General features: G+C 65.3%; 17 protein-coding genes. 12 read left to right on the top strand and 5 right to left on the bottom strand.

Annotated elements, in window-relative coordinates; translation table 11 throughout:
• Positions 1–82: 82 nt before the first annotated feature.
• The 3 genes from EG850_RS10415 to EG850_RS10425 all read right to left on the bottom strand — a co-directional run bounded on the left by EG850_RS10415 (position 83) and on the right by EG850_RS10425 (position 3493).
• Complete coding sequence (locus EG850_RS10415) at positions 83–1225, bottom strand: DNA cytosine methyltransferase (protein ID WP_214609551.1); 1143 nt, start codon at positions 1223–1225, stop codon at positions 83–85.
• A 217-nt stretch (positions 1226–1442) separates the two neighbouring features.
• Positions 1443–2780 (bottom strand): MATE family efflux transporter, encoded by a 1338-nt coding sequence (locus EG850_RS10420; protein ID WP_328588388.1) that lies wholly within the window; start codon positions 2778–2780, stop codon positions 1443–1445.
• A 74-nt stretch (positions 2781–2854) separates the two neighbouring features.
• Complete coding sequence (locus EG850_RS10425) at positions 2855–3493, bottom strand: GyrI-like domain-containing protein (protein ID WP_124973222.1); 639 nt, start codon at positions 3491–3493, stop codon at positions 2855–2857.
• 32 nt (positions 3494–3525) lie between these two features.
• Here EG850_RS10425 and EG850_RS10430 point away from each other — a divergent pair, with 32 nt between their 5' ends.
• The 8 genes from EG850_RS10430 (at position 3526) to EG850_RS10465 (ending at position 13168) form a co-directional block, all read left to right on the top strand.
• A complete protein-coding gene (locus tag EG850_RS10430; protein WP_124973224.1) occupies positions 3526–5496 on the top strand; it encodes a M13 family metallopeptidase in 1971 nt (656 codons plus the stop codon).
• Between the two features lie 151 nt (positions 5497–5647).
• Positions 5648–5956 (top strand): hypothetical protein, encoded by a 309-nt coding sequence (locus EG850_RS10435; RefSeq protein WP_124973226.1) that lies wholly within the window; start codon positions 5648–5650, stop codon positions 5954–5956.
• Between the two features lie 30 nt (positions 5957–5986).
• Positions 5987–6466: a phage holin family protein gene (locus EG850_RS10440; protein WP_124973227.1), complete on the top strand. Its 480-nt coding sequence runs from the start codon at positions 5987–5989 to the stop codon at positions 6464–6466.
• A complete protein-coding gene (locus EG850_RS10445) occupies positions 6459–6734 on the top strand; it encodes a DUF3618 domain-containing protein (RefSeq protein ID WP_124973229.1) in 276 nt (91 codons plus the stop codon). Before EG850_RS10440 ends, EG850_RS10445 begins: the two co-directional genes overlap by 8 nt.
• Before the next feature lie 44 nt (positions 6735–6778).
• On the top strand, positions 6779–7510 hold the full coding sequence (locus tag EG850_RS13300; RefSeq protein ID WP_185715032.1) for a hypothetical protein: 732 nt from the start codon (positions 6779–6781) through the stop codon (positions 7508–7510).
• Positions 7511–7512: 2 nt separating this feature from the next.
• Positions 7513–8475, top strand: a complete 963-nt coding sequence (locus EG850_RS10455) for a uroporphyrinogen-III synthase (RefSeq protein WP_124973231.1) — start codon at positions 7513–7515, stop codon at positions 8473–8475.
• Complete coding sequence (locus EG850_RS10460; protein ID WP_124973233.1) at positions 8472–9035, top strand: thioesterase family protein; 564 nt, start codon at positions 8472–8474, stop codon at positions 9033–9035. Before EG850_RS10455 ends, EG850_RS10460 begins: the two co-directional genes overlap by 4 nt.
• Before the next feature lie 65 nt (positions 9036–9100).
• Positions 9101–13168: an aldehyde dehydrogenase family protein gene (locus EG850_RS10465; RefSeq protein WP_124973235.1), complete on the top strand. Its 4068-nt coding sequence runs from the start codon at positions 9101–9103 to the stop codon at positions 13166–13168.
• Between the two features lie 164 nt (positions 13169–13332).
• Here EG850_RS10465 and EG850_RS10470 read toward each other — a convergent pair whose 3' ends face one another.
• Entirely contained in the window at positions 13333–13623 is a 291-nt protein-coding gene (locus EG850_RS10470) for a GIY-YIG nuclease family protein (RefSeq protein WP_124973237.1), read from the bottom strand.
• A 226-nt stretch (positions 13624–13849) separates the two neighbouring features.
• The gene (locus EG850_RS10475; protein ID WP_124973239.1) at positions 13850–14632 is read right to left on the bottom strand and encodes an aldose epimerase family protein; all 783 of its coding nucleotides are present in this window, start codon (positions 14630–14632) and stop codon (positions 13850–13852) included.
• A gap of 128 nt (positions 14633–14760) precedes the next feature.
• Here EG850_RS10475 and EG850_RS10480 point away from each other — a divergent pair, with 128 nt between their 5' ends.
• The 4 genes from EG850_RS10480 to EG850_RS10495 are packed head-to-tail and all read left to right on the top strand — an operon-like array spanning position 14761 to position 19992.
• On the top strand, positions 14761–16131 hold the full coding sequence (locus tag EG850_RS10480; protein WP_124973241.1) for an FAD-binding oxidoreductase: 1371 nt from the start codon (positions 14761–14763) through the stop codon (positions 16129–16131).
• 26 nt (positions 16132–16157) lie between these two features.
• A complete protein-coding gene (gene rocD / locus EG850_RS10485) occupies positions 16158–17393 on the top strand; it encodes an ornithine--oxo-acid transaminase (RefSeq protein ID WP_124973243.1) in 1236 nt (411 codons plus the stop codon).
• A gap of 50 nt (positions 17394–17443) precedes the next feature.
• On the top strand, positions 17444–18364 hold the full coding sequence (locus EG850_RS10490; protein ID WP_185715033.1) for an ABC transporter ATP-binding protein: 921 nt from the start codon (positions 17444–17446) through the stop codon (positions 18362–18364).
• The gene (locus EG850_RS10495; RefSeq protein ID WP_124973245.1) at positions 18364–19992 is read left to right on the top strand and encodes a hypothetical protein; all 1629 of its coding nucleotides are present in this window, start codon (positions 18364–18366) and stop codon (positions 19990–19992) included. The genes EG850_RS10490 and EG850_RS10495 overlap by 1 nt, the downstream gene beginning before the upstream one ends.
• Positions 19993–20019: the final 27 nt, after the last annotated feature.

The following is a 20019-nucleotide window of genomic DNA, read 5'->3' on the forward strand; positions in this document are numbered from 1 at the left end:
CCCGCGGACCCCAGCTACACCCTCAACTGCGAAGAGCCCCATAAGACGTGGCTCGGGAGCCGTTCGTCTTTCCTCCTACGATTCAATAGTCAAACAATGTTTGAGAGTGAACGTGGCGATTCGCAGTGACTGGGCTCGCAATATTCGCGCCCTCGAGAGCGGGATATTCGACGCCAGAAAATGACTTCAGAATTGCCTCGAACACTCGCGCAGCGCCTTCCGGAGGAACCGCCATACCTATTTGTCGACGGACGCTCTCCTTGGTGCCACAGAAAACGTGGTTATCTGGGAAAGTCTGGAGGCGTGCTCGCTCACGGTTTGTCAGGGCTCGGGGCTCATCCCAGTGGTACATGTGTGTGCCTCCGCCGCCGGAGCCAGTGACGGTGTATGCCGGGCGATTCGGATTGAGCCTCTTGTAGATGTTGCTCAAAGTTGCGCCCTTGACCCGCAAGAGTAGGCCCGCCGATTCGAGGGCGGCCTCGCCGACACGTGCTTGCATCTGGAAGACATTCTCCCCGGGATTCGTGAGGTCGAGTCGATCCCGGACGACGGCAGATACTCGCGTGTGTTCGTTGTTCTTAACGCCGATCGGCATCGGCTTCATAAGCGCATCGCTGGCCGTCACATAGTTTTCTTTCGAATGCGTCGGAGCCGGTACACGAAACTGAACATCCAAGTCGGCCCGGATTCCAACAACAATGACGCGGTGACGGGCTTGAGGGAGACCATACTCCTCGAAGCGGTACAGGTGCGGAGTGACGACGTAGCCGGCTCCGGCCATCTCGCGAAGGATCTGCTCAAACTCCGCGGAATGAGTCGACGTGCGAATCCCGCTCACGTTCTCGGCAAGGAACCATTTCGGCTGACGCATGCGCAACATCTCAACGCCATACGCATAGAGGGGTCCGAACTCGCCGCTAAACCCTTTTTGCTCACCAACGGCGGAAAAATCGTTACAGGGGAATCCAAACGTGAGCGCGTCGAACGCTGGCGGCTTGTTCAAGTCGAACTCGCGTACGTCCTCAAGATAGATGTTGTTCGGGTCGACATTGGGGAAGTTTTTGCGATAGGTGGCGCAAGAGTCCGCGTGATAGTCGGTTGCCCAAGTGTGTTCGATCTTGGCGTCGATCCCGTCGATCGCGAGCGTGCGGTTCGCGATTCTTGCCCCTTGTCCCAGTCCGCCTGGGCCGCAAAAGAGTTCACCGAGCTTGAATTCGTGCAACACGAAGTCTCCTTCCAGGCCAGGAACTGGCCCATAACGCAGCTTAGCTGCTCCCACGCACGGCACTCGAAGTGAGTATGTCGTGAGCCTCCGACATCGCCAACTAACGCAACCCAGAGCCAAGGTCTTCCCTTGCTCTCCATGAACCTCACTCTAGGAAGGTTGGCTATCTGGCGCAGCTTGCAGCACCGGGTCGAGAGAAATCATCACGCGTCGGGGACTATTTCACTCCCGTGACTAACCAACGATCAGTGAGCGCGCGGAACACGAGCGTCGCCCCGCGCACGGTCATGAAGCCGCCACCGAACGCGATCCACAACCAAATGAGCGCTGTGGCGCCGGTCGGTGCGGCCGAAATGAGGAGCCACACGAAGATGCCAAACGCCACCATCGGCACGATGCCCGCCCAGGCGAGATAGCGCACATCCCCGGCACCAATGAGCACGCCGTCGAGCACGAACACGATGCCACAAAGGGGCAGGAACACCGACATGGTCCAGATCGCGGCGGGGAGTACCGCGAGTACCGACGGCTCGCTCACGAAAATCGGGCCGACGACCGGTGCGAGTAGCGACATGAGCGCGCCAAGCACCACCCCGACCCCAGCGCCCCACCAGCAGAGCGTGAACGTGAGCCGCTTCACCTCGCGCGCCTGGCCCGCGCCGAGATCGTGCCCGACCATGGCCTGCGCGGCGATCGCGAGCGCATCCAGGGCAAAGGCGAGCAGGTTGTAGATCGTGTAGGTGATTTGGAAGGCCGCCAGCTCAGTTACGCCGAGTGCCGAGGCTGACCACACGAGCATGAGCAACGAAATGCGCAGGGTGACCGTGCGCAGCATCATCAACGCGGATGCGGTGAGCATCGACCTCGGGTCGCCAATGCCGGGTGCGAGGCTGACGCCGTGGGCGGTCGCTGCGCGCATCGTGATGACGACATAGGCGACCGCCATGAGCGTTTCGGTGACAGCGGTGCCGAGGGCAGAGCCGGCGATGCCGAGCCCAGCCGGATAGATGAACACGTAGTTGAGTCCGGCATTGACGACCGCGCCGATCACCGCGATGACGAGCGGGGTCTTTGTGTCTTGGAGTCCGCGCAGGAGCCCGGTCGCGGCGATGACGATGAGCATCCCGGGGAGGCCCCACATCGAGACGGTGAGATAGCTCAGCGCCGCCTGCGCGACACCGGGGTCGCTCGTGAAAGCGGCGATTGTGGGGTAGGCGAGTGCGAGCCCGCCGAGGAGGAGCACCACCCCGATGCCGAGCCCGAGCCACATCCCGTCGATGCCCGCCCGCACCGCGCCCGGTTTGTCGCCGGCACCGAGCCTGCGCGCGACCATCGGGGTCGTCGTGTAGGCGAGGAAGACCATGAGCCCGACGACGGTGGTGATGATCGTTGAGCCGATTGACATGCCTGCGAGCACCGTCTCGCCGAGGTGGCCGACCATGGCCGTGTCGGTGAGCACGAATAGCGGCTGGGCAATGAGCGCGCCAAGCGCCGGTACCGCGAGCGCGAGGATGCGCCGGGCCATGGAGCCGGTCGGCGGGGCAGGGGTCGTCACCCGTCCATCATCCCAGCGGCGGCGCGCCGCAAGTGTCATCAGCAGGGCCGCATCCTGATGACATCTAGGGACGGCTAGGTACCGACCTTGGCCACCGGCTGCCGCAGAATGGTCCGCAACTTCTCAGGCGCCACCCGCCGAGCATCACTCAGATAGATCTCATGATGCTTGCCCACCGGACGCAGCCCGGCCGCAGGCATGATCTCGTCATGCATCCGCGCGAGCACCGGCCCTTCCTCGTCGTATGGGCCCACGTGCAGCGTCTGCAGACACCTGCCCTCAGCCAACGCCAACAACCGCACCAACGCCAACGCTGCCCCGCCGCCCGACTTCGCCCGCACGGCCGCGATCGCAGCATCGACGTCAGCCGCCCCGAGCCACTCCGGCACATAGAGCAACACCGTCCAACTCCAGGCCGACTTATCCCGCGCGCTCGTGAACGCCGCGTATTCATCAGCCCACCACAGCGCCTCAAGCGGCGGCACCACATAGTCGCGCCCGAGTTCCCGCTTGCTCCAGAACTTCAGCGCATAGGCCACCGGATACACCGCCTCGAGCGCCTCGCGGTACGCCTGCGCCCTATTCGGGTCTCCGACCCCATCCACGGCAAGATACTGCGCAGCAGGCAGCACCAGATCATCAATGCGACCCCGCCGCGCCGAATACCCCGGCAGCACCCGCTTGAAGTCGACTTTCGCGGCACCCTCGCTCATGCACTCATCTTCGCCTGACTACGCTGGGCGCCATGACTGCCAATGACGCAACGCTCGCGAGCGGCATCGACCGCGACCTCATCGACGACGCCATCCGTCCGCAGGACGACCTCTTCCGCCACGTCAACGGGCGCTGGCGCGCTGAGGTTGAGATTCCCGCCGACAAGAGTTCGTACGGCTCGTTCCACGTGCTCGCCGATGAAGCCGAGTTGGCCGTGCGCGCGATTCTCGAAGAGAACACGGATGCGCCCGAGGGCACGCCCCTGCGCAAGGCCGCCGATGCCTTCGCCGCGTTCATGGACGAAGACCGCCTCAATGCCCTCGGTGTGAACCCGATCACCCCCGACATCATGCAGGCGCTTGTGGTCTCGTCGATTGACGAGTTCCTGTGGCTCCTCGGTCGCCAGGAGCACCAGGGCGTCGGCGGCTTCTTCGGCATGTACGTCATTGGCGACGCCGGCAACCCCGACACGAACGCGATCTACTTCGAGCAGTCGGGCCTCGGCCTCCCCGACGAGTCGTACTACCGCGAAGAGCAGTACGCACCGATTCGCGAGGCCTACCAGGCCCACATTGCTCGGATGCTCGAACTCGCCGAGGTGCCGAGCCCGGCCGAGCGTGCGGCGCGCATCCTCGAGCTTGAGACCGCCATCGCCTCGCACCACTGGGATAACGTGCGCACGCGCGAGGCCGACCTCACCTACAACCCAACCACACTCGAAGAGTTCCTCGCCCGCTTCGAGGGGCTCGACATGCCCGGCTGGTTGCAGGAGTTGCAGGCGCCGGCGGGCACCTTCGATCGGCTCATCCTCAACGAGCCGAGCTTCGCCGATGGCCTCGCGACGCTGCTCGTTGAAGAGCGCCTCGATCAGTGGCGCGATTGGCTGATCTGGCGCATCGTGTCGAGCTATGCGGCGGTGCTCACGCCCGAAATCTCGAAGGCGAACTTTGATTTCTACGGCACGACGCTCACGGGGGCGCCCGAGCAGCGCGCCCGCTGGAAGCGTGGTGTCGGTCACGCTGAATCGGTGCTTGGCGAGGCGATTGGTGAGGCGTATGTGGCCCGCCACTTCCAGCCGAGCGCCAAGGCGAAGATGGATGAACTCGTTGACGACCTCTTGGCCGCCTACCGCGATTCGATCAACGAACTCGAGTGGATGACCGATGCCACTCGCGCCAAGGCACTCGAGAAGCTCGGCAAGTTCACGCCGAAGATCGGCTACCCGCCGAAGTGGAAGGACTACTCCGCCCTCACCATGCTGCCGAACGACCTGGTCGGCAATGTGCGTCGCTCGGCGGTGTTCGAAGCGGCGCGCGAGTTCGCGAAGGTGGGCCAGCCGGTCGACCGCGAACTCTGGCTGATGACGCCGCAGACGGTGAATGCGTACTACCTGCCGCACCAGAACGAGATCGTTTTCCCGGCGGCGATTCTGCAGTTCCCCTTCTTCGTTGAAGATCGGGATGCGGCGGCGAACTACGGTGCGATCGGCGCCGTCATTGGCCACGAGATCGGCCACGGTTTCGACGATCAGGGTTCGAAGTACGACGGTGACGGCCGCCTCGAAGACTGGTGGACCGACGCCGACCGCGAGGCGTTCGAACAGCACACCGCCTCGCTCATCGACCAGTACAACGAGCTTTCGCCAGAGTTCACCGATGGCGCCAAGGTCAATGGTGAACTTACGATCGGCGAGAACATCGGCGACTTGGGCGGGCTCGGCATTGCTTGGAAGGCCTATCAGCGTCACCTCGGTGGCGCCGAAGCCCCGGTCATTGACGGGATGAGTGGAGCCGAGCGCTTCTTCCTTTCGTGGGCGCAGGCTTGGCGCGAGATTCGTCGCCCCGAGATGCTCAAGATGCTGCTCGCGGTCGACCCGCACTCGCCCGCCGAATTCCGCTGCAACCAGATTGTTCGCAACCTCGAGCCGTTCTACGAGGCGTTCGGAGTCACCGAGTCAGATGACCTGTGGCTCGCGCCGAATGAGCGCGTCGAGATCTGGTAGCTGCAACGCATCCGATTCTCGGTGCATCCATTCACTGAATCGTGACCAGGCGAGCGATAGCCTGGATAGGTTCGACTGCCCTCACCATCGAGGGCGCACTCAGTGCCACGACTGCGAATAGGTGCGATTTGCGCCTCGAAAGGAACGACTCATGAAGTTCACGACGAAGCTCTCGCTGGTTGCCGGCTTGGCTGCCGGTTACGTGCTTGGCGCCCGCGCAGGCCGCAAGCGTTACGAACAGATTGCCGCTGGCGCTCAGAAGCTGTGGCAGTCGAAGCCGGTGCAGAAGCAGGCCGAGAAGGTCATGGGTCTGGTTGACCAGTACGTGCCGCAGGCCGTCGAGGGCGGATTCTCGCTGCTCGGCAAGGGCGCCTCGGCCCTCACGAAGGTCGCCACCAAGTCGCGCCAGCGTCAGAGTGCCGCGCCGGCGCCGACGGGTTCCGCTGACAACCCCGCGTAACGAACCTCCGCGTCAAGAAAGGACACTCGCATGAGTGACTACGATCGCTCACCCGACGAGCCCAAGCGCGGCCCGTTCCCGAACGCTGAAGAGCCGGTGCGGCTCGGACGCTTCAACCCAAAGTCGCGGCAATCGGTGGGCACGCTTGCCGGCCGGTTGCCCCGTCTCGCCGCCGATCTCGCCAAGGATGAGATCGAGCACGCGAAAATTGAGCTCAAAGAAAAGGCAGTCAAGGGTGGCACCGCGGCGGGCCTGTTTGGCATCGTCGCCTTCTTTGCCCTGACCCTCTGGGCCGTGCTCATTACGGCTGCCATCCTCGGGCTCAACACGGTGTTCGCCCCGTGGCTCTCGGCGCTGATCGTTGCCGGGGCGCTGTTCATCATCATGCTCATCGCGGCGGTTGTTGCGATTGCGCTCTTGAAGAAGATGAACGGAGTCATGCCCTCTGAGAGCATGGCTTCCCTCAAGCAGGATCTCAACGCAGTGAAGGGACTTGGCAAGTATGAGTAACGACGCATCCACCACGCCCCGCGGTGCCGCGCAGCTGCGCCGCGACATTAGCTCGACCCGCCGCGAACTCGCGGAGACGCTCGATGCGCTCGAGTACAAGCTCGACGTGCCCGCGCGCGCGAGCGAGTGGATCGACGACCGCGTCGACCAGGTCAAGCGTGCCTGGGACGAAAACCCGGGACTCGTCATCGGCATTGCTGCCGGTGCCGCGACGATCGTGATCGGCGTGATCGCCGGCGCCTTCACCCTGCCGCGTCGCGGCCGCTAGACCGCATCCCACCCACGCACGTCACGAGAAGCAAGCGAGCGCAGATGACCACCGAATTTGACACCGAAGCCGCACCGGTACCGACCTACGGACTCATCCTTGAGTTCGCCGAGACCGAGCTTGTTGAGACGAAGGCGCGCGCCGATGAGGCCGTGCGCACGGTCGAACAGCTCGAAAGCGTGATTGAAAGCCTGCGTGCCGAGGGCGTCGAAGTGCGTGGGTTCTACGACCTCACGGGCTTCGGCGATTTCGGCACGGTGCTCGTCTGGTTGCGCGCCACAAGCGTCGACGACCTGCAGTGGGCACAGCGCCAGCTGCAGCGCACGCAATTGCTCGGCGACACGGTGCTCGCCCGCAGTCGCGTCGTGGCCGAACTCACCGAACTCGACGAGATTCCGGGTTCGTGGATCAATGTCGTCGACGCGGTTGAAGCACTTGACGACGACTTCGAGGTCTACGGCGTTGACGGCGACGAACTCGACGACGACGCGCTGCACGAACTTGAAGCCGAGCAACTCGACGAGCTCGAGGAACTCGAAGAAACAGATGACGACGAGGACTACTCCGCCGAGCCCGGCAGTGCGATGCTCTCACTGCATGCGAGCATCGGCATTGGCGACCTGCGCTACGTCGTCATCGCCGAAGCCGAAGCTCCGATCGGTTTTGTCGGCGAGCTTGGCCTGCCCTTCGGTGATGACCTTGCGCTCGATGCACTCGAGGGTGGCATCGTTGGCCGTCACATCACCTCGGCTGAACTTTTTGAGGTGCTTCGCTGACGATGACCTTCGTCTCCAGCCCGCCGCCCGAGTTCGAGGCTGTTCCATCACCCACCCAGCCACTGCGTGGGCTCAAGGTGCTCGTCCCGCGGGGCGGCACATTTGGGATGAACGTGGCTGATGCGGTGCGGGCCCGCGGGGCTTTCCCGATCACCGCGCCGCTGATTAACTTTGCGAGCCCATCACCACTCGATGCCCCGAAGCTCAGCGCCGCGATCGCGCGGCTTGAGAGCGGCGCCTACCAATGGGTCGCGGTGACGAGCCAGACCGCAGTCGACGTCATGCACTCGATGCAGGTGACGGTGCCCGATGGCACGCTCATCGCTGCCGCCGGTGAAACCACGGCGCAGGCGCTCATGACGGCTGGCTACCGGGTCGACTTCGTGCCGACCCACGACAACTCGGCGAAGGGCTTGCTTGTCGAGTGGCCCGAGGCGAAGCGCCGAGCGCCGAAAATCTCGGTGCTCTGGTTGCACTCGGAACATTCGATGCCGGTACTCGCGCGCGGCCTTGCCCGACGCGGCCACGCGGTCGACTCGGTCATCGCCTATCGCAGCCTCGGTGTGCCAGCCGCAGAGTCGATCCAGTACGACATTCGCAATTCCCGCATCCGCGCCGTGCTTGTGACGAGCGGCTCGGTTGCCGAACAGCTCGTGAAACAGTTCGAGCACATCCCCGACGACATCATGCTCGGTGCCATCGGCCCGCGCACCGCAAAGGATGCCCGGGCACTCGGCCTGCGCATCGATGTGGTCGCCCGACAGCGGTCGGTTGCCTCGCTTCTAGACGGTCTAGAATGGCTGGTGGCGGGTGAACCAATGCCCGAAACCGCAGCGATTGATCTGCCGACGCTCATTGCGATGCAGACCATCGCAGCTGTTCGCGATGAAGACGTTCCGGCCGCCGATGAGCCGCGACGTACTAGCGGCGCCATCCCGCTGCCCGATTCGGAGTCAACTCAGTGAAGTACTACCTGCGCATGCTGCTCGTGTGGTGGCGTGCCCGTCGCGCACCGGCGCGCGAAATGAAGGACATCGGCCGAATCCCGTTCCGTGTCGGCATTCGCGATATCGATGTTCTCGGCCACATGAATAACGGCACCTTCCTCACGGTGCAAGATCTCGGTCGTCTTGACTGGATGCTGCGCACCCGCACGCTGCGTGCGTTTCAGTCGCGCGGTTGGAACGCTGTGGTCGCGCGACAGACGATCGCCTACCGCCGCTCGCTCGATTTCGGGGTTGACTACATCCTCGAAACCCGCTTTCTCGGCGTGGATGAGCGCAACTTCTACATGGAGCACCGCTTCGTCAGCGGCGGACAGCTCTGCGCCCAAGCATTCGTGGTCGGCCGCTTCATCAGCAAGAACGGTGTTGTGCCGATGGCTGAGATGTACGCGGCGATCCCAGAACTCGCGGAATTCCACGACCTCGTGCCGGCCTGGGTGCTCGACTGGGGCGAAGCGGCAAGGCTTCCCTCGGCCGGGAGCGATGTGCCGAGCGTGTGGAGTAACGAACCGCGCGCCTAGCTCGGTCACCTGCGCCGGGGGTGTCGCACACGGCCAACACGGCCTGCGTTACTAGGCTCGCAAGTATGCAGAGCCCGCCCTCACCGGCTGGGTCGAATCGCGATGCGAATCGACCTGACCCGGAACGTCGTGACGGTTCGGCACTCAGGGATGAGCGTGCCGATCTGGTCCGCGGTGTGCTTGCGCGCCGCATCCCCGCTACTGAGGGACCGGTGGCGCCGGATCCAGAGCCGCCAGCCGAGGCCGAGCCACCAGCCGAGTCGCCAGCCGAGTCGCCAGCCGAGTCAGCGCCGCTGAACGCGGAACCGCTCGCCCCGCAGGCGGAAGTCACCGTCGCCGAGGCGCTTCCGCATGCGCTCACTGAACTGCAAGCCTGGGCGCAGGTGCGCCTTGCTCGCGCCACCGAACTTGCCCACGCCCAGGAGGTCGAGCAGCGCGCCAGTCGCCGTGATCGACTCGACCCGGCCGATGACCTCACCCGCGCCCTGCGGGATGAAGACGGCCCCGACTTCCTGCGCCGCTTCGTTGACGGCGTGATCCGCCCCGAAGATCTGCTCGCCTCCGGCTTCGGCATGAGCGATCTCGCCGACCAGGTGCCGCAGGGACTCACGGCCCGCACCCGCCGCACCCTCCGCCTCGGCGCCTTTGCGGGCCCCGGTGCCCCCTTCATCGCCGTGCCGATGCTACGGCGGGTGGCGTCGTCGCTCTTCGCGGGCGAACTCACCAGTCGCAGCGAACTCAGCGCGGCACTCGGCCGGGCCGATGATCGCGGCGCGACCACCCGCATCCGGCCCCTCAGTGAGCCGCTCCTCGGCAACCGCGGCACCTCGGCGCAACTTGACCGCATCCTCGACCTCATCGCTAACCCCGCCGTCGCCGAAATTGAACTCACCCTCGCCGACCTCGACCGGCTCGGCAACGACTGGGATTTCGAGGGCACCGCCGATCGCGCGGCTGGCCGACTCGCGGGCATGCTGCTCGAGGCGACGCACACAACCGAACCGACGTTTGTGCAATTGCGGGCGACGAGTTCGCGCGATCTCGAACTTGCCATTGAAACGTTCATGCGTGCGCTCGACGCCGAGGGCCTCGAGCGCACCGTGGCCGGCATTGCCATTCCCGCTGACCTGCCCGAATCGGTGACGCTGCTGCGTCGTCTCGCGGGCTGGGCGCACCTGCGCCGGGAAGACGGCGGCGCCGCGATTCGGGTGGCGATTGTGCGGCTTGCCGACCACGCCCCCGAACTCGCCGATGCGAAGTTGCGCGGACTCGAACCCGGTTGTTACGTCAACCCCGCCGATGTCGATGCGAACGCCGTGCGGCTCATTGATGCCGTACTCGCGACCGAACATCGCGGCACGCTCGAACTCGAGGTCGAGTCGATGATGCCGATGGATGCGGCACTCGCGGTGCACCTCGCGGGCCTGCGCGGAGCGTTCGCACCGGTTTCGGTGGTCGTACACGATGGCGACGGCAGCGAACTCCCCGAGCGACTCGCGGCCCTCGGTGCGGTGGTGCGGATGCGCATCCCGCTGCTGTCATCGGCCGGTCTGCGCTCGGCCGTTGGTTACCTTCAGGAGCGCATCGGCTCGGCTCTGCAATCGATGCGGGTCGATGACGTGCCGGCGGCCGGGGCCGCATCGCTTGCCGAGCGGCGCCTGAGCGTGGCTGTCGAGCGGGCGAGCGAACTGCCCGTTGGACCGGCCCGCGTACAGCACCGCGTGAACCCCGAGGATGCACCGGGCGTGACCGCCTCCATTCCCTACGAGCTCTTCCCCGCCGGGCTCTTCGAAGATGAACCCGAGGCACCGCGCCGAGACTGGAGTGAGTCGTTCATCGCCGCCGCGCCGATCACGGTGCTCGAAGACGCTGACGAAGCCACGACCATCCTGGGTCGCAAGCGCGTCGACGGCTCGATTGAGCTTGCTCCGGCACCAAGCGCCGCCGAAGTCGCGAGTGATGCCGAGCCGGGGGATGAGGTTGCCGTTGCGCCCGGTGCGACCGACGCCCGCAACCTCACCGAAATCGTGCTCGGGTTGCGGCAGGGCCGGCGCCTACGCAATACCTTCCGCAATGATCCCGTGTCAGACCCGACGCAGCGGTCGGTACGCGAGTGGGCTGACCGCATCCGCCGTCGCGCCGTGCACTCCGAGCTCGGGGTCGCCGAAGCGGCCTCGCACCTCGTGAGTTCGGTCGAAGAGATTCGCGACACGCTTGATCGTGCCCACGAGGCCGGGCTCGAATGGTCGAAGACGAGCGGCTGGGAACGTGCGGCGCTCCTCGAACGCCTCGCCCGAGCCGTCGAAGCGAACCGGGCCCGGCTCATCGAAGTGGCAATGAACGAGACAAGCCTCACCTTCGCCGAGGCCGATGCCGACCTCAGCCACGCCATCGACCTCGCGAACCACGATGCGCACCTCGCCCGCGAACTCGACCGGATGCAGGGCGCCCGCTTCGAGCCGGTACACCTCTCGGTCGCCGTGCCGGGCTGGATTCCGCCGGTGTCATCGACCGCCGCGACGATCTTCGCGGCGCTCGCGGCTGGAAGTGCCGTCGTGCTCAAGCCATCGCTGCGCACGCAACGCTCCGCGGCCATCCTCGCTCGCGTCTGCTGGGCCGCAGGCGTCTCGCACGAACTGCTACAAGTGGCGTCATGCGATGACCGGCTCATCACCGAAGAGCAGTTCGGGCGCGAACTCATCACCGATCACCGCGTGGAACGCGTGCTCATGCAGGGTGCCTACGAGACCGCCGCGCGCTTCCTCGAATGGCGACCCGATCTGCCGCTCATCGGCTCCTCGGGTGGCAAGTCGTCGGTGATTGTCACGCCCGCCGCCGACTACGACCTCGCCGCCCGTGAGATCGCGCGCTCGGTAGTGTCGTCATCGGGGCAACATCCCACGCGGCCTTCGGTGGCAATTCTCGTTGGCAGTGCAGCGCGTTCGCAGCGGCTCACGGCGCAACTCGTTGATGCCATCGAATCGGTGCGTATTGGCTACGCTGCCGACCCGGCCGTGGTGGTGGGGCCGCTGGTAAGCCGCGCCAATGCGAAGCAGGTCGAGGCGCTCACCGAACTCGCGACGGGGGAGCGGTGGCTGCTCGAGCCACGCTCGCTCGATGACGCCGATCGGCTCTGGACCCCGGGCATCCGCGTTGGTGTGGTGCCCGAGTCACCTTCGGCGCGCCACGATGCGCAGGTGCCGGTGCTCAACATCATGACCGCGCGCACGCTCGCCGAGGCCATCGAGATGCAGAACCGGCTCGACTACGGGCTCGCCTCGGGGCTCTTTTCGCTCGATCGCGCCGAGATCGCCGAGTGGGTGCAGGGCGTTGAGGCGGGCAACCTCTACGTGAATCGCGATCTGCTCGGTGTCGACGTGCAGCGGCATCCATCGGGCGGTTGGAAGCGATCGATGATTGGCACGAAGCTGAAGTCGGGCGGGCCGAACACGCTCATCCACCTTGGCAAGTGGCGCGCGCACACCGGCGAGCAATCGCACACGCTGCACCTGCGGGGTCTGGAAGAAGCGACCCAGCGGCTTATCGAGGCGATGCAGGCGAACCTGCCGTTTGATGACTTTGAGCGGGTGCGCCGCACGGCGCTGAGCTGCCAGATCGCCTGGAACGAAGAGTTCGGTGAGGTGGTCGATCGCGCGGCGCTCGGCTTCGAACGCAATCTCTTCCGGTACCGTCCGGCGCGCTGCTATATTCGCGCGGCGAGTGACGCGGATGCGGCCGATCTCGGTCAGGTGCTCGTCGCGGCGACGGCGGCCCGCGCGCCAATTCTCCTGTCGACGGCGGCACCGCTGCCGAGTTTGCTCGGACGCGAGTTGGCGTTGCGCGAAGCGTCAGTGACGGTCGAATCTGATGAGGCGTTCCTCGAGCGGATGCGGCTGGAGGGGCTCGCGGAGGCACCGCGGTTGCGATTGATTGGCGGCTCACGCAGCGAGGTGTGTTCGGCGTTGCGCAATGGCGTCGATATCGCGGTGTTCTCGGATGATGTGACGCTGGCCGGGCGAGTGGAGATGCTGCCGTTCCTGCGGGAGCAGGCGATCTCAATCACCGGCCACCGTTACGGCCACCTCGACGAGCGCGTCGCCGAACTCTTCCCCCACGAGCGCCTCGGCGAGTAGGCGCGCCGGTGGTCTCGATCACCTTCGCTTCGCTCCGGCACTCGACCACCCAGGAATCTTGGTTGGTCGAGTAGGAGCGGAGCGACGGATCGAGGCCGCGGCGTCCCGCCCGCGCGGCCGCCCCACCTGGTTGGTCGAGTAGCGCAGCGTATCGAGACCCCCGCCTACGCGCGTGGGCGTCGCCTCTTCCTACTCAGCGCCGGCAAATCCTCAAACCGCCCTTCAATCAACGCCTCACGCTTCGCGCGACTCCAGCCTTGCACCTGTTTCTCGAGCGCAAACGCTTCAGCGACGGTCTCGCACTCGTGATGAAAGACGAGCTCGACCGGTAGGCGACGGCGCGTGTACTCCGCGCCGAGGCCCGAGCTGTGTTGCTCGAGCCGCGCTTCGAGGTGGTTTGTGCTGCCGACGTAGTAAGAGCCGTCAGCGCATTTGAGGATGTAGATGTGTGGCATGCGGTGAGGATGCAGCTGGTGACTTGGATGCGCTGTGACTGTCCACAGGTGTCGGTGCGGGGGAGCGTCTCGATACGGCCTTCGGCCTACTCGACGAACCAAGTAGGGGAGGCGGGGCGTCTCGATACGGCCTTCGGCCTACTCGACGAACCAAGTAGGGGAGGCGGGGCGTCTCGATACGCTTCGCTACTCGACGAACCAAATAGGGCCTACTCGAGGCCCCTGCCTACGACACGACAGTCACGCGGGAGACGAGTCGGTGGGTGGCTTCGGGAGCGAGCGTGACGGCGGCGTCGCCGAGCATGGCGGCTTCGACGCAGACGAAGCCGCGCCACTCGCCCGGTCCCAGGTCGCCGGGCGCCGCATCCGGACCGCAATTCCACACGACCGCCTGCGCAGCGCCCTCGCGCTCGATGCGCAGAGTGCGCGACCAGCCAGCATCCACAATCTCAATCGGCGCATCGACCGACTCATAGATGCGGTCGACGAGCCCACCGAATTCGATCCGCGCCGCCGCCGGCGCGGGAGCCCCGGCAACCTTGTCGAAGAACGGCGCCTGCTCTAGCCCGCGCACCTCAATCGCCGTGACATCTGACACTGCAAAGTAACTATGCAGCGCAGCTTCGACGAGCGCCTCCGCATCCCCAAGATTGCGCGCCGTCAACGCCACCTCAAGCGAGGCGCCATCGCGCGCCGTCGCGAACTCGAGCTCGATTTGGGCAGCCCGCCCCGCCGCATCCGTGTCGACGACGAGCCGATGCCGAGTTTGGCCAGCCGGTGCCTCGAGCACCTGCCACACTGCAGTGCGCGCAGGCCCGTGGCTCGGAGAGCGACTGCCATCGGGTCCCGTGGCAAACCACGGCGCACAGATCGGCACGCCACCGCGCCACGCCCTCGTCGCCGACGACTCGGCGATCGAGCTCGAAAACAGCACCGGATGCGCTGCCGCAGCCGGTTGCCAAGCAGTCACGTGGGCGCCGCGGACGAGTTGCTCGATAATCTCGCTCATGCGCCGAAAGTAGCGCACCAACGCCACGAGTCATCTGCGCGGAAGTGCCGAATCGAGGTCGAGGATGCCGCTCAGCGCATCAAGCAGCCCGAATCGGCACCTCGGCGCAGACGGCTACCCTCGACCACATGATCGTCGACGTTCTTGAGCGGCTGCACGCCGAGTTGCCCGACCGCATCAATACCGATGCCGCCACCCTCGAGTCCCTGCGCACCGACCGATCCGGCGTGCGCACCGCAGCCGCGCCACTCGCGCTCATTGAGGCCGAATCCATTGAGGACGTGCAAGCGGTTTGCCGCCTCGCCACCGCCACCGGCACTCCGCTTGTGACCCGCGGCGCCGGCTCCGGCCTTGCCGGGGCCGCCTCGGCGGGCGCGGGCGAACTTGTGCTCTCGACCGAGCGGATGAACCGCATCCTCGAAATCTCGCCCGAGAACCAGTACTGCGTCGTCGAGCCGGGAATTCTCAATGGCGACCTCAATCGCGAACTCGCCACCCGCGGCCTGTGGTGGCCGCCCGACCCGGCGAGTAAAGACTTCTCAACGGTCGGCGGCAATATCGCGATGAATGCGGGCGGGCTCCTCTGCGCGAAGTATGGCGTCACGCGTGAGGCCGTACTTGCGCTCAAGGTGGTGCTCGCGAACGGCGGCCTCATCGAGGTTGGTCACCGCACTGTGAAGGGCGTTACCGGCTACGACCTCTGCGCGCTCATGATCGGCTCCGAAGGCACGCTCGGCGTCATCGTCGAAGCCACGCTGAAGCTGCGCCCGGCCGTCACCGGCGTCGTGCCCACGATCGGCGCCTACTTCGACAGCATCACCGCCGCCGCCGAAGCCTCGGCCGCCATCACCGCCGCGGGCCTGCAACCCGCGATCCAAGAGCTCCTCGACGCCAATATGCTCCGGGCCGTCACCGCCCACACCGGCGTCGATCTCGCGAGCAATGGCAACGCCTACCTCCTCGTGCAAACCGACGGGGCGGCGGCGCTTGACGAGGCCCAGCGCATCCTCGCGCTCTTCGACGAACTCGGCGCCCGCGCGACCCTCACCACCGACCCCGAAGCCGCCGCGAGCCTCGTCGATGTGCGACGCCAGGGCTTCCCCGCGCTCGAAGCTATGGGCGCCTTCCTCGTCGAAGACTGCGCCGTGCCGCGCTCGCGACTTGCCGAGATGTTCGGCCATATTGAGCGCATCGCCGCGAAGTATGACGTGTTCATTGCGTGCCCGGCGCACGCAGGTGATGGCAATCTGCATCCCACCTTTGTCTTCGACGGTTCAACTGACGAGGTGCCCGACCACGTCTGGGATGCGGCGAGTGAAATTTTCGAGACCGCGCTCGCACTCGGCGGCACGCTCTCGGGCGAACACGGGATTGGCCTGCTCAAACGACGCTGGCTCGGCGATGAACTTGGCCAGCGCCAACTTGATCTGCAGCGCGAGATCAAACGAGTGTTTGACCCGCTTGGCATTCTCAACCCCGGCAAGGTCTTTCCTGAGTAGCCGAGCCAGCCGACTAGGCTGGGCGCATGACTGAGCTCTCGCAGCGCGCTCGCGCCGAAATCGACACCGCCGCCCGCTACGGCACCTCGAACTACAACCCCATGCCGCTGGTGCTCGTGGAGGGCAAGGGTGCCTGGGTCACCGATGTTGACGGCAAGCGATACCTGGATGCGGTGTCGGCGTTCTCGGCAACGAACTTCGGTCACGCAAACGAACAGTTCATTGAGGTCGCGATCGGCCAGATGCGCAAGCTCGAACTCACCTCGCGTTCGGTGCACGCTGAGGGCTTCGGTAAGTTCGCCGAGGCGATCACGAAGCTCTCGGGTATGGATCGCGTGCTCATGATGAACACCGGCGCCGAAGCGAACGAGACCGCGATCAAGGCGGCGCGCAAGTGGGGCTACAAGGTCAAGGGCATCCCCGAGAACCAGGCCAAGATCATTGCGATGCACGGCAACTTCCACGGCCGCACGACGACGATCATGTCGTTCAGCGACGACGAGAACGCCCGCGATGGCTTCGGCCCGTTCACGCCTGGCTTCGAGCTGGTGAACTACAACGACATCGAGGCGCTCGAGGCCGCGATCGATGACAACACTGCCGCGGTCATCCTCGAACCCATTCAGGGTGAGGGTGGCGTGATCGTGCCCGACGAGGGCTATCTCAAGGCTGTGCGCGAACTCACGCGCGAGCGCAATGTGCTCATGATCTGCGATGAGGTGCAGACCGGCATGGGCCGCACCGGCACCACGTTCCGCTTCCAAGCCGAAGAGATCCTGCCCGATCTCGTCACCGTGGCAAAGTCGCTGAGCGCGGGGCTTGTGCCAGTGTCGGCGGTGCTCGGCTCGAACGAGGTTATGGCGGTGTTCACGCCCGGCACCCACGGCTCGACCTTCGGTGGCAACCCGGTGGCGGTGGCGCTGGCGACTGCGGTGTGCGAAGAGCTCGCGACCGGCAAGTGGCAGCAGCAGAACCAGGAACTCCACCCGGTGCTCTTCGATGGCCTGCGGGCGCTCGTTGGCCGCGGTCTCACCGATGTGCGTGGCGCGGGCCTCTGGGTCGGCGTCGACATTGACCCGGCGATCGGCACGGCACCGGATGTGGTCAACGACCTCATTGAGCGGGGCGTGCTCATCAAGAACACCCGTCCGCAGTCGATTCGCATCGCCCTGCCCATCATTGCGAACCGCGAAGAAATCGAGTTGCTTGTGCGCGAGATGACCGCAGTCATTGAGGCGCGCTGGGCGGCCCGCGAGCAGTAGCGAGCTGAGGCACCAGGGCGCTCCCAACCGTCCTGCCTAGACTTTGAGCCATGACGAAGGTGATCAGCGTCGATGGCCTCACCAAGAAGTTTGGCCGTGTGCTCGCCCTCGATGGCGTCGATCTCGACGTCACCCAGGGCGAAGTACACGGCTTTCTTGGGCCCAATGGTGCCGGCAAGTCGACCACCATCCGGGTGCTGCTCGGCATGTTGCGCGCCTCCTCGGGCACCGCCCAGGTCTTCGGCATGGATGCGTGGCGCGATGCCGTGAGCATCCACCGTCGCCTTGCCTATGTGCCGGGCGATGTGGCGCTCTGGCCCAATCTCACCGGTGGCGAGGCGATCGACGTGCTCACCCGCCTGCGCGGTGGCCTGGCGCCAGCCCCCGAGCGCGAACGGCTGATCGACACCTTCGGCCTCGATGTGCGCCGACGCTGTCGCACCTATTCGAAGGGCAACCGGCAAAAGGTCGCGCTCATCGCCGCTTTCGCGACGCCAGCCGAGCTCTACCTCTTCGATGAGCCAACCAGCGGCCTTGACCCGGTGATGGAAATGCTCTTCCAACAGGAGGTGCGCCGAGTCACCGAGGAAGGCGCGGCAGTGCTCCTGTCGAGCCACATCCTCAGCGAGGTCGAGCAGCTCTGCGACCGGGTCTCAATCATTCGCGCCGGCCGCATCGTCGACCGCGGCACGCTCGAGGAATTGCGCCACCTGCACCACTCCACCGTCGAATACGAGGGGGTGCCGGTGGCTGGTCTCGATGGCGCCCAGGTCGAGGGCACGCAGGTGCGCGGCACCGTCGAACCGGATGCATTGCCGGGCGTTCTTGCCAACCTCGCCTCCCAGCAGGTCACCGCGCTCACGGTAAAGCCACCGTCGCTCGAAGAACTCTTCTTGCGCCACTATGAATCGGATGCAGGCGAAGCCGCGCCGACGATGCGCCAGCGCGGCCGACACGCAAAGACCGACTGATGTCTGCCCTGAGTCAACTCATCCGGCTGCGGCTTTCGCGAGACCGCGTGAGCATGTTCGTCTGGGCAACCGTGTTCTTCATCATGTGGGGACCGATCGCCAAGGGCATCGGTGCGGCGTATGACGAGGCCGGTCTGCGCGAACTTGCGGTGCTCATCGCCGGTAACCCGGCCACCCGGTTCATGCGCGGCGCGCCCGCTGGCGGCACGCTCGAGGCGATCATGTTCGTCTCGCTCTTCGGCTATCTCGTCCTCGCGATCGGCATCATGGGTGCGCTCATTGGCTTGCGTCACTTGCGCGCCGAAGAAGAGCAGGGACGCGCCGAACTCATCATGGCTGGAGCCGTCGAACGCAAGGCCCCGCTCATGGCGACGGTCATCGTCGGCCTGCTCGAGATTGGCCTCGTCAGCATTGCGTTTGTGCTGAGCTCGACCACCGTCGCCGGATTCGACTTCGTCGGCTCCTTTGTGACCGCGTTCGCGCTCTTCGCCACCGGGGTCGCGGGTCTGTTCATTGGTCTCCTCGCGGGCCAGCTCGCCCCCAACGCTCGGGCGGCCACCTTCGGCGCCATCGGCGTCATGCTCGCGTTCTACCTCGTGCGCGGCATCGGTGAGGCGCAGGGCGAGCTCCAGGACGACCCGGCATTCGTAGAACCAGGTGCCCTCACCTGGTTCTCACCCATGGGGTGGGGTGTGCTCGCGCGGCCCTTTGCTGCAGAGCTATGGTCACCAAACCCGACTCCGCTCATGCTGTTCGTGCCGCTACTTGCCCTCCTTGCGGTCGCGGTCGAGCTGATTGAAATGAATCGTGAGCTCGGTGCATCCGTGTTTTCGAGTGGCCACGGACGTGCGACGGCAGCCGCAGGTCTCGGCGGGCCCGCGAGCCTGTCCCTACGCACGCGCACGATTACCATCATTGGCTACGCACTCGGTGGTGCCGTGCTCGGCCTTGCCGCAGGCGTGATTGCACCCATGTTCGAGAGCCTTGCCGACCAGGCGCCCGAGTTTCAGCAGGTGTGGGATCGCATTACCGGTGGTGCCGGTGCTCGGCCAGAGCTCCTCGTCGTGATCGCGATGGCCGGATTCATCGCCCTCCTGGCTGCCGCGGCAGCCGCACAGCTCACGCTGTCAACCCACGCCGATGAGCGCGACTTCGGCGAAGCGTTTGGTTCGGCGGCACTCTCGCGAACACGCTGGCTCCTTGGCAACATCGCCGTGGGCCTGTTCGCCGGGATGCTCGTGCTTGCGGTCTTCTACCTCGTCACCTGTACTGCGCTCGCGATTCAGGACGTCGACGCCTGGGCGGATGCCGCACGCATCACGTTCGCGTATGCGCCGGTGGTGGCGTTCTTCGCGGCGCTCGCGGCGTTCCTCATCGCGTTCGTGCCGCGACTGAGCGGCTTCATCTGGCTCTTGCTCTTTGGTTCGCTCATCTTTGGTGAGTTCGCACCGATGTTTGCACCGGATGCGGAAGGGCTCGAGAAACTCTCGCCGTTCGCTTGGATCGGCAACCCGATGCTCCCCGAATTCGACCCGTCGGTGATGCTCTGGTTTGGACTAATTTCACTCGGAATCTGCATCCTGGCGCTCATTGGCTGGCGTCGCCGTGATTTGCAACCGCAACACTGAATTCGACACAGCTTCTACGCACTACTG

This window comes from Gulosibacter macacae (assembly GCF_003865375.1).
In the GTDB taxonomy this organism is placed as follows: domain Bacteria; phylum Actinomycetota; class Actinomycetes; order Actinomycetales; family Microbacteriaceae; genus Gulosibacter; species Gulosibacter macacae.